We start from the raw sequence: 8,722 nt of genomic DNA, 5'->3' as shown, positions 1-8,722 counted from the left end.
CTTCGGCCCGGTGGGGCCGAACACCTTGGTAAAGATCTCCAACGACTGCCGGCGCTGTCCCTTCAACGCCTCACCGAGAACGGTCTCGGCCGCGGTATTGGCGTAGACATCGGCGGTGTCGAAAGTGCTGATCCCGGCGTCAAGGGCGGCATGCACACACTGGGTGGCGACGTCGTTCTCCACCTGTGAGCCGTGGGTGAGCCAATTGCCGTAGGTGATTTCCGAGATTTTGAGGCCGCTGTTTCCGAGGTATCTAAAGTCCATGACCTCGAGCCTATCGGAGGACTTTTGCCAGCGGTACTGGGTGTGGAAAAGCGGCAGAGATTCATGCTCGCCTTCACCCCAAGGTATTTCCTAGGACGGCCTGCGAAATTACAGTTATACGAAAGGAGGTGCGTGATGATCAGCGACAATTATATTGAGCTATCCACAGACCGGCTGGAAGTTGAGTTTGCCAAACTGACAGGGCATCTCGAAGCATTTCAGCACAGTCCCGAGCGGCGCGAGCAGATTAACCGGGAAATCCGGTTGATCGCCTTCGAGTTGCGGTACCGGAATAGCCTCTTAGCGCGTCAGATTCAAGCATGCGAGGCGCACTTCATGTAAGGCGCCCAGAGCCGGATGGGGCTCTGTGATTGGAAACCCTTGACGCTGCGGGTTGCAAGGTGGAAGCTATGCGGGAGTGGATAGTGGTCCCTCGAGGAGCTGAAAGGGACGACATGTCCAATTCGGGAACCCGCGCCAAGGTGCAAAGTGTCAACTGGCGATTGAGCTTTCTTGTGTTGCTCTGCCTGATGGTTGCCGGTGCAGTGCCCCTCAGCGCGGCGCCTGGAGCCGGAGCCGCCCCTGGCAACGGAGGCGGAGGCAAAGGGGGCAGCAATAATCTGTTGGGCAATGATGTTTCGTGGCCACAGTGCGGCGGCGCATTGCCTGAGGGTCAGGCGTTCGCCATCGTCGGGGTCAACGACGGCCGCGCCAACGGCACCAACCCGTGTCTGGCCGAGCAGCTTGCCTGGGCGCAATTATCCTCCGGAGGAACGGGACAGCCCAACGTGGCGTTATACGTCAACACCGGGAATCCAGAGTTGGCCGGGTCCTGGTGGCCCGAGAGCAATGAGTACGGCGGTACCGTCGTCAATAATCCATACGGAACCTGTGACGGAACGGCGACCGCAGCTTGTGCCTATATGTATGGCTACGCAAAAGCCTATGACGATGCCAAAATCCGAGGCATCAATAATCCCTCGAGCTACCTATGGTGGCTGGACGTCGAGCTGGGGAACAGCTGGTCGACGGATAAAAGGGCAAACCGGGCCGACCTTGAGGGCATGACCGCCTATTTCCATAGCATCGGCGCGAAAGTGGGCCTCTACTCGACCACCTACCAATGGGGCGAGATCGTCGGTCAGGTCGGTGCTGAAAGCAACCTCTACTACCTCGACAGCTGGATCCCCGGTGCACGGACCGCCAGGTCAGCAAAGAGCAATTGTTCAGCCGCTCCACTGACCGCTGGCGGAACCGTCACCGTCACCCAGTTCGTCTCCAGAGGCTTTGACTACGACCACTCCTGTATCTAGGCAGCAGAAAGTATCCCGACGAACGCCAGGACTTACCCGACGACGGCAGGATGTGCCGTGACGCAGGTCAGTTGTTGCTGGAAGGCCGGGTCTCGTCGGACTGAGCCTGGAACGGCTGTGGCTCGACCTTGTACGGATCACCGCCGCTGGGGCCTGTGTTCTCGGCTGCTTGCCCATTGTTGCTGGCGTGCTTGCTGCGGCTGACCCTGTCCTGAATCTTTTTGGCAGCTCCGCTCGCCTGGCCCTTCACCTCCGGCGCCTTGTTCTTCAATGTCTGGGTTGTCTTCGAGACCTTGTTCTGAACCTTCGGGTCCTTCCAGAGTTCGTTGGCTTTGGTCTTGAGCTTTTCGTAGCTTTCCCTGCCGGACCGTGAACCGAGGACGTAGCCGACGGCCATGCCCGTTGCCAGTACAATCTTGTTTTTCATCGTGGCGCTCCTGTCTTCGGTGTTGAACTGCTTAACTCGAATCTAGTCGGGAAGTCCATGGATGTCACCAGCAGATTTCGTCCCCTCGCCGAGGGCGAAACTCCGCCGCGCCGTCGTCGATAATGAACTCGTCGGCGTCTTGGCTCAGCGGGCGGGGTGGGTCAATCAGCTGTACGTCCATCCCTCCGGACAGAGGACGGGAATCGGCCGGCTTCTGCTGCAGCAGGCCAAGGACCTCAACCCGGAGCAACTTCAACTTTGGACGTTTCAGCGCAATACCAACGCGCGCGGTTTCTATAAGCACGCAGGCTTCACCGTCAAGAAGATGACCGACGGCGCCGGAAATGAAGAGCGCGAACCGGACGTGCTCTACGCGTGGATACCTGACACGGAGTTGCCGGAGGCCGCACCGGAATCAGCGGCCGGCGTCGATCGGCTCTTAGGTGTACCAGGTCGGTTCCGGGATCTCCCCGAGCAGCGTGTGGCGGCCGACTTCCCGGTACTTATACGGAAGCGGATCGTGCAGGCTGTGGGTGCGCAGGTTCCGCCAGAAGATGTCCAATCCGACGGCGTTTGCGGACGCCCGGGCTCCGGTCAGCTCAAAGATCTTGGTAGCCGTCTCCAAGCCGTCGTCGATGATACGAGCCTTTGCCGCTGCGATCCGGACGGCGATTTCACCGCGGACCTCGGGTGTCAGGTTTTCGCGGTCGTCATGGAGGACAGCGCTGATGTCCCGTCCGGCCTGGTCAATCAGCGCGGCGTCGGCCCACAGCTTGGACTGCAGCCGGCCGTAGCCTTCCGCCACGTACCACTCATCCGTGGCGCGCTCCTTGTTGTCCCCGCCGTAGGGCCAGGCGCGGGTCGTCGAGCGGGTGTAGGCTGCCGCCGTCGTCAAAGCACCTTCGGCTATGCCCAAATAGAAGTTCGCGAACACCAGTTGGATGGCTGGCACATTGAGGGTGTTGTAGACCAACGGCTGGAATTCGCCGTCGACGAATCCTGCGGCATCCGACCAGTTAACGCGCACGTCCTTGATCTCGACGGATCCGGACTCCGTCAGCCGCTGACCGAGGTTATCCCAGTCCTGTCCGAAAATGATGCCTGGCTGGTCTGTCGGTACGATCGCGAAGACGTGCGTCTCCGTTCCGTCAAGAACGCCTTCGATGACGGTAAGGTCGGCAACCTGCCCGCCGGTCGAAAAGGACTTGCGGCCGTTGAAGATCAGCTGGCCGTCGACCTCTTGGATCGTCAGGTCGCTGTCACGGGGATTGACGGCTCCGCCGAAGAACAGGTTGTCCCGCGTGTACAGCTCTTCGACGGCGGCGATCTGGGCATCGGTGGCGACCAGCCGAGCGGCCCAGGCCCAGAGGTAGTGGTAGCCAAGGAGCTGGCCTATCGAGCCGTCGGCCCGGGCGATGATCCTGATGACTTTGTAGACGGTTTCCCAGTTCTGCCCGCCACCGCCGTGCTCGACCGGACCAAGCAGAGTGACGAGGCCCGAACTTTTGAGCAGCTCGACTTCCGCCCGCGGCGTCTCGTTGGCTCTGTCCCGTTCGACGGCGTCGACGGCGAGGATGTCCGCGACTTCCTGGGCACGGTACAGCCATTCGTTCGGATTTTTCGGCCGGGGGATGCCCGCCCATCGATCGCTCAGTTGGTTTGTATCCAAGGTGGTGGTCATTGTGGATTCCTTTCAGGGGGCCGCTAACGGCAGGTGAATTGGGCAGGGTGGAACGAACAGGGGGCATTCTGGTAGCAGAAGAAAGGCCGGAATAGGGCAGGCTGCTGAGGCTTTGTCCTCCGCGGAAGCTTGAGGGCAGGAAAGCGGAGGTGGTTGTCGCAGTTGCGGTGCTACTGCCGCTGGTGACACTTACTGCAGCAGTTGGTGCGGCAGGTTACCTATACGAGCGCGGGCTGCTTCAGATGGTGGAAAGCAGATGCATGGAAGACCAGTGGACCGGGGGAGTTCTCCTGGGTGGAGGTGCCGTGGACCCGTAGCAGGACCACATCATGGTCGCCGGCGGGCATCTCCTGTTCGACGGAGCATTCCAGCCAGAGTGCCGCGTTCTGCAGCAGGATGGCGCCGGACTCGGTGGTATGGAGGTCCAGTCCGGCGAACCGGTCGGCTGACTTCGACGCGATCTGAAGGCATACGTCCTCGTGCCCGGAGGCGAGGATTGAGACACCAATCCGCTGGCTGCCCCGGAGCACCGGCCAGGTCCGTGACTTTTTCTGGACGGCGAACATCACCAGTGGCGGATCGAGCGAAACGCCCACCGTAAACGAGGAGGCAACGATTCCCTCCGGCTTGCCGTCGACGGTGGAACACAACGCGGCGACCCCCGAGGGGAATCCGCTGAATGCGCGACGCAGGGCATCGGGACTTAGATCGGCATTTAGAGACACGCTCACACTTCCTCTGCAAAGAGGCGAATCCACTCATCGGCTGCGAGCGATGCGGCGGAAACGCCGTACTTGCCAGTCGGGGGTGTTTTCCCGATTGACCTAATCATCACCTGGAGCACCCCACTACGGCGAGAGGGTTGCTGTCCAGCCGGCCAGGGCCTGTTGGCTGGAACTCATGATTGCGTAATAAACGCTAAGCCCGGAAGGGCGAATGGTCAAAGAGGGCCGGGAAATAGTTCGTAAGATTCGGGAAGTCATTCTTCCTGGCTGGGCGGATGCTCAGTGGGGGTGCGTTCCTCCAGCCACGCGAGAACAGCCTGAGGGCGGATGCGCCGATGGCTTCCGCGGTACTCAACAGGAATGGTTCCGTTGTCCGTCAGATTGCGCATGTAGGTATTGGAGACGCCGGCAAGGTGCGCCGCCTGGGAAGTGTTGAGCAGTTTCTCGCTGGTGCTGATCGTGACGGACTCATTGTGAGCCAGCCGGTTCAGTAGATCCAGGACGGCCGCCGATGCCTCCTGGGGAAGCCGGACGCTGGTCCCGTTCACGAACACTGTGGCATCCGGCGATTCGCCCAAGGCGGCTGCAAGCCTTCTGGCATCGTCCGACGACAGGGCGTTGTGGTGGGTGGTCTTGCTCAGCGCTGTGCTCTCCGAAGGCATGCCACCATCATGCCTTGGCCGGAGTTGCTCCTGGCAGACTGGGCGCGGTGAACCAATAGACGTGTCCGGTTGGTGTGGACGTTTTGGTCGTATACCGGCTGTCTCTGACCGGTCCTGTGTCCGGCGGATCGGGAGCCGCCTGGACGGTCCATCCGGGTGCTTCCTTGGCGTAGTTGCAGGCTTCGCAGAGCCCTCGACCGTTCGATTCGTTGGTTTGGCCTCCGGCGGACCAAGGAACCACATGGTCTGTGTGGCGGATCGGCGCGTCGCACCAGGGTGTGCCACAGATTTGGTCGCGGGTTGCGATGAAGCGGGACAATCCCTTGGGGAAAAGCCGGGATCGTGAGTCCATGCCGACAAGTTGGCCGGAAACGGGGGCTGTATAGAGGCGGCGGATCCAGGCTTCGGCCGCGGCGGTTCCCTGTCGGGCAAGGTCGCGACCGACTTGGGCAGGTATGACTCCGTAACCGGGCAGGAATGCGGGCTCGCCATCGCCCGCCAGTAGAGTCCGGTCTGTCATCACTAGTTGCACGTCTACGGCGGTGGCATCTGCCTGCGACTGTCCTGTGATGCGTTCGACGAACGTGTCAGCCATGAATTGGCCCCGCCCTCGTTGATCGCCTTCGGCGCGGGGACCATTGGCTGCCCGCGTAAGTGCCGCCAGCACTGCGACTCCTTGGGAAGCGGGCAGCAAGGCCGTCACATAAGCCATGGCGTCAGGCGCGGGCCTGCCGGTGACAGTGCGTTCATTGGTGGCTTTGGCGGCCCGCCGCACTACCGATTGCGGATCCAGTTGGTATGAGGCCTTGCGCGCTTCCGCGGTGAGACGTCGGTCGCTCAAACCTTGAAGATAGTTCTGGTCGGAAGCTAACTGGTGGTCGACTTCCGCGCGGTCCTCAACTGTGAGGCAGGCCGTCTCCTTCACCAAAAGCGTGGCCCGCCATTCCGAAACTTTGCCGGCGGTCAACGCCTTTAGGGTATGCGGCATTTCGTTGACGAGTGCTTTGGAAAATCCGAGATGTTGGTTTCCCTGATTGGGGGATACCCGCCGGGCAAGCGCGATTTCTCCGGCAATCCCCTTTCCCTGCTCTTTCTTCGGCATGCCCAGGGCCGACTGATCGTGTCGCTGACGGGAGTCGTAATCCGCGGCAAACCTGGCCTGCGCTGCTGCGGCCGCTGCTTTGAGGTCTTCCAAGGCACCGATGCTATCGATGCACTCCTTCTTGGAGGTGCCTTCCAGACGGCTCAGCTCTTCTATCCACATAGCGATGGAGTCTGTGACGGTGATAGGGGCAGCCAAGGGAGAGCCGCCGTCGGCCGCTTTGAGGCGAACCGGCGCTTCCGTTGTGACTGCCGTTGAAGAACCGAACATGTATCCACCGTATCGAGGGGTGCGTGGCGGTGGGGAGAAGAATGTTCGAATGTGGATGACGGCGACCGAACGGGAGCTTGTGGAGGAAGAGTGATCGACGGAATGACGATCGTGACGACTTGGTCCGGGAGGTCCATAGTGGAGAAAGAGTGGGGCGGCGGGAAGTTTCCCTACTCGCCGCGGCGGAAGCGTTCGAGTTCCCGGCGGTCCTTCTTGGTGGGGCGTCCTTTGCCGCGGTCGCGCTGTGGCAGGCCGAGCGCGGGCAGGGCCGGCCGTTTCGGAGTGTGGTCCGTGTAGCAGTGGGTGGCGGCGTCTGCCCCGACACGCTTGGCGATCAGGCGCCGCACCTCGAGAACACGTTCAAAGCCGGACTGGCGGATGCGGATGGTGTCGCCGGGAACCACGGTTTGCGAGGCTTTGACCGGTGTGTCATTCAGGCGCACGTGATGGGCGCGGCAGGCTGCGGTGGCTGCGGAGCGGGTCTTGTAAATGCGGATGGACCACAGCCAGGCGTCGATGCGCACGGTACTGAGGTTGCTGTTTGGAGTACTCATACTGGGATCCGAGTCTAGTGGCCTTCATCGGCCAGGGGCATGGCCGCCGTCGTCATAATCCGGGCGACGCGGGGCGGTTCCCAGCGTCCTGACAGTTCGTGACCGGTGACTTCCCAAGGTCCATTGTTAACGTTGTTTTTACCTCATGAAGGTGCGAGTGAAGAACGATCAGCCCTGGGCTGGTCAGCGGTGCCGGTGAGCGTTGGACATTCCCCCGTGTCCTTCGCTCACCGGCATCTTCCGTTCGAAGTAAGTGAGCCGGCAGAGGTCAAAAGGCAGAAGGTGGCGAGCCAGGAGCGGACGGATTCGTCTCAGGTGCGTCCGGGGCAGGTCAGGCGCCGGCCAGGGCGTGGGCAGCCTCGGCAGCGGCAGGCCGTTGTCCAGGATCGACGGCGGTCATCGACTTCAGCACCGCGGCCAGGCGTGGTGGCAGGCCGGCCGGAATCTGCGGGCGGCGCAAAGTCCTGGCGAGCATCGCGGCCATCGGGATACCACTGAAGGCAGGCTTTCCGCTGAGGCACTCGATCAGTACCAGTCCCAGCGAGTAGATGTCGCTGGCCGGCCCGGCGGCGGACTCGCGGGCCTGCTCCGGGCTGGTGTACAGCGCGGTCCCGAGGGAAAGTCCTGGCGCAACCGCTTCACCGTACGCGGCGCTGCCGAAGTCGGTGAGCTTGGCATGCGTGCCCGGCCGGTGGGAATCCGATCCGATCAAGATATTCGCGGGCTTCACGTCCCGGTGCACGATTCCGAGACCGTGGATGTGCGCCAGTGCCCGCAGCAGGTCGAACCCCCAGGCAGTAGCCTCTGCCGGCGTCCGGCGCGCTTTCCGGATCAACTGACGCAAGTCCGCGCCCTCCACCAGCTCAAGGCACATGTAATGGTGTTCGACGCCGGCATCGGCAGCTTCGGTTCCGTGTTCCAGCAAGCGGACGACGGCGTCGTGCCTGGCTTGGCCGAGCAGCGAGGCTTCACGGTGGCAGCGGGCATGGAGGTCTGGATCCCCGGCCGGCTCGGAATACACTTTCAGGGCGACTGCCTTGTCCTGCTCCAGGTCGAAGCCGCGGTAGACGGTGGCGGCGGATCCGCGGCCGAGAACGCCGTCCAGACGGTAACGGCCAACCCTGTTCATGGCGGCGTGGTGAGGCGCAGGTCGGGGCTTGTGTACAGGCATCGCTGGAGCAGCGGGACCAGTTGGTTGGCCGACCCTGCCCAGTTGTTCCTCGACGAGCCCGGATTGCAGTTTCATGATGTTAATTGTTCGGACCATTCGGGCTCAAAGATGGGTGGCTGACCGGCGTTTCGTGCATTATCTTTTTGGCTCTGCCTTTCGGGCAGCAGGGCACTTAGGCTGGGGAGGGGACGACGAGGGTATTGAGGGCATGCTTGCAGCCCGAGCCGGAGGCTTCGTTGGAAGGTAAATTGTGGATCCAAGAGAGAACGAAAATCGGGGGATGCCTGGCACCCTCCGCGTGGGCGAGGACCTGACGAAACGGGTCGGATTCGTGCGGGAGAATGCTGTGAACATCTTTCCGGTCAATTATACCTTGCGTGACTGTGGTATTTACAGCGGGCGCGTTGACTCATAGAAAACCTCCGCGTAACTGCATACGTTGCCTCAATTGAAAACCTCCGCGTAGCGGCGTGGTTCACGGTGTAGGCAGCTGTTGCAGGTTATGCCCGTTTCTATGGAGCTAACGATGGCCCAGCGCCAAGCCGTGACGAAG

10 protein-coding genes, 1 pseudogene and 1 riboswitch are annotated in these 8,722 nt (G+C 61.7%); of the genes and pseudogenes, 3 read left to right on the top strand and 8 right to left on the bottom strand.

Going from position 1 to position 8,722, the window contains the following annotated elements; all coding sequences use genetic code 11:
* Positions 1 to 264, bottom strand: a 264-nt coding sequence (locus Y707_RS0101120; RefSeq protein WP_026533749.1) for an aldo/keto reductase, incomplete at its 3' end; no start/stop codon positions are given.
* 135 nt (positions 265 to 399) lie between these two features.
* Between Y707_RS0101120 and Y707_RS22430 the strand changes: the two genes are divergently transcribed.
* Complete coding sequence (locus tag Y707_RS22430) at positions 400 to 606, top strand: hypothetical protein (RefSeq protein WP_035779796.1); 207 nt, start codon at positions 400 to 402, stop codon at positions 604 to 606.
* 113 nt (positions 607 to 719) lie between these two features.
* The gene (locus tag Y707_RS0101110) at positions 720 to 1,577 is read left to right on the top strand and encodes a glycoside hydrolase family 25 domain-containing protein (protein WP_051441516.1); all 858 of its coding nucleotides are present in this window, start codon (positions 720 to 722) and stop codon (positions 1,575 to 1,577) included.
* Positions 1,578 to 1,644: 67 nt separating this feature from the next.
* On the opposite strand, the gene Y707_RS28685 is transcribed toward Y707_RS0101110, so the two are convergent.
* A complete protein-coding gene (locus tag Y707_RS28685; RefSeq protein ID WP_051441515.1) occupies positions 1,645 to 2,004 on the bottom strand; it encodes a YtxH domain-containing protein in 360 nt (119 codons plus the stop codon).
* A 61-nt stretch (positions 2,005 to 2,065) separates the two neighbouring features.
* On the opposite strand from Y707_RS28685, the pseudogene Y707_RS33365 reads away from it, so the two are divergent.
* A pseudogene (locus tag Y707_RS33365) lies at positions 2,066 to 2,266 on the top strand (GNAT family N-acetyltransferase); the annotation flags it as partial.
* A gap of 177 nt (positions 2,267 to 2,443) precedes the next feature.
* On the opposite strand, the gene Y707_RS0101095 reads toward Y707_RS33365, so the two are convergent.
* From Y707_RS0101095 to Y707_RS22420, 6 genes are all read right to left on the bottom strand, one after another.
* Positions 2,444 to 3,685: an acyl-CoA dehydrogenase family protein gene (locus tag Y707_RS0101095; protein WP_026533745.1), complete on the bottom strand. Its 1,242-nt coding sequence runs from the start codon at positions 3,683 to 3,685 to the stop codon at positions 2,444 to 2,446.
* Between the two features lie 218 nt (positions 3,686 to 3,903).
* Positions 3,904 to 4,410, bottom strand: a complete 507-nt coding sequence (locus tag Y707_RS0101090) for a flavin reductase family protein (protein WP_026533744.1) — start codon at positions 4,408 to 4,410, stop codon at positions 3,904 to 3,906.
* Positions 4,411 to 4,470: 60 nt separating this feature from the next.
* Positions 4,471 to 4,591: riboswitch (SAM riboswitch) on the bottom strand.
* Between the two features lie 73 nt (positions 4,592 to 4,664).
* The gene (locus Y707_RS0101085; RefSeq protein WP_026533743.1) at positions 4,665 to 5,072 is read right to left on the bottom strand and encodes a helix-turn-helix domain-containing protein; all 408 of its coding nucleotides are present in this window, start codon (positions 5,070 to 5,072) and stop codon (positions 4,665 to 4,667) included.
* A gap of 7 nt (positions 5,073 to 5,079) precedes the next feature.
* On the bottom strand, positions 5,080 to 6,444 hold the full coding sequence (locus Y707_RS0101080) for an HNH endonuclease (RefSeq protein WP_253905010.1): 1,365 nt from the start codon (positions 6,442 to 6,444) through the stop codon (positions 5,080 to 5,082).
* Between the two features lie 170 nt (positions 6,445 to 6,614).
* Positions 6,615 to 6,998: an RNA-binding S4 domain-containing protein gene (locus Y707_RS0101075; RefSeq protein WP_026533741.1), complete on the bottom strand. Its 384-nt coding sequence runs from the start codon at positions 6,996 to 6,998 to the stop codon at positions 6,615 to 6,617.
* Between the two features lie 331 nt (positions 6,999 to 7,329).
* Positions 7,330 to 8,244, bottom strand: a complete 915-nt coding sequence (locus Y707_RS22420; protein ID WP_162150151.1) for a serine/threonine-protein kinase — start codon at positions 8,242 to 8,244, stop codon at positions 7,330 to 7,332.
* Positions 8,245 to 8,722: the final 478 nt, after the last annotated feature.

The sequence above is a fragment of the Arthrobacter sp. H14 genome (assembly GCF_000520495.1).
Lineage (GTDB): Bacteria > Actinomycetota > Actinomycetes > Actinomycetales > Micrococcaceae > Arthrobacter_C.
This window is presented reverse-complemented; position numbering and strand designations above follow the sequence as displayed.

Excerpts from the sequence above, each read along its gene's own strand:
- Y707_RS0101095 (WP_026533745.1), bottom strand. The coding sequence starts at position 3,685 with ATGACCACCACCTTGGATACAAACCAACTGAGCGATCGATGGGCGGGC.
- Y707_RS22430 (WP_035779796.1), top strand. The coding sequence starts at position 400 with ATGATCAGCGACAATTATATTGAGCTATCCACAGACCGGCTGGAAGTT.
- Y707_RS22420 (WP_162150151.1), bottom strand. The coding sequence starts at position 8,244 with ATGAAACTGCAATCCGGGCTCGTCGAGGAACAACTGGGCAGGGTCGGC.
- Y707_RS0101075 (WP_026533741.1), bottom strand. The coding sequence starts at position 6,998 with ATGAGTACTCCAAACAGCAACCTCAGTACCGTGCGCATCGACGCCTGG.
- Y707_RS0101080 (WP_253905010.1), bottom strand. The coding sequence starts at position 6,444 with ATGTTCGGTTCTTCAACGGCAGTCACAACGGAAGCGCCGGTTCGCCTC.
- Y707_RS28685 (WP_051441515.1), bottom strand. The coding sequence starts at position 2,004 with ATGAAAAACAAGATTGTACTGGCAACGGGCATGGCCGTCGGCTACGTC.
- Y707_RS0101085 (WP_026533743.1), bottom strand. The coding sequence starts at position 5,072 with ATGCCTTCGGAGAGCACAGCGCTGAGCAAGACCACCCACCACAACGCC.
- Y707_RS0101110 (WP_051441516.1), top strand. The coding sequence starts at position 720 with ATGTCCAATTCGGGAACCCGCGCCAAGGTGCAAAGTGTCAACTGGCGA.